The organism is Bradyrhizobium sp. Crot121 (assembly GCF_059512385.1).
In genome coordinates this window covers 1-377 of record NZ_JCAMOR010000467.1, presented here as the reverse complement: position 1 = coordinate 377, position 377 = coordinate 1, and the positions used below count along the sequence as shown (strand labels likewise).

1 protein-coding gene and 1 pseudogene are annotated in these 377 nt (G+C 67.4%); one reads left to right on the top strand and one right to left on the bottom strand.

Annotated elements, in window-relative coordinates:
• Nucleotides 1-136: pseudogene (locus tag AC5ZGW_RS47510) on the top strand (RNA polymerase subunit sigma-70); the annotation flags it as partial.
• Here the strand turns inward: AC5ZGW_RS47510 and AC5ZGW_RS47505 are convergent.
• On the bottom strand, nt 137-377 hold a 241-nt coding region (locus AC5ZGW_RS47505), incomplete at its 5' end, for an OmpA family protein (protein WP_496114323.1). It lies immediately after the preceding pseudogene.

Here is a 377-nt window from a genome sequence, read left to right as displayed (position 1 = left end):
TCTTCTGGCACGAGCCGGCGACGATGCTGCCGCGGCCGACGCCTACCTGACGGCGATCGGCCTCAGCGACAGTCCCGCCGTGCGCGACTTCCTCGCCAGCCGACTGGAGCAGGTGCGCCAAGCCTCGCCAGGTTGATCATTTCTCCGTCAGCTTCAGCTCGATGCGGCGGTTGCGCTTGTAGGCCTCTTCCGTGTTGCCGGTATCGAGCGGCTGGAACTCGCCGAAGCCGGCGGCGACGAGGCGCTGGGCGGGCACGCCGAGCGAGACCAGATATTTCACCACCGAGATCGAGCGCGCCGCGGACAGGTCCCAGTTCGACTTGAAGTTCGGACCGTTGACGGGGCGCACGTCGGTATGGCCGTCGACGCGTAGCACC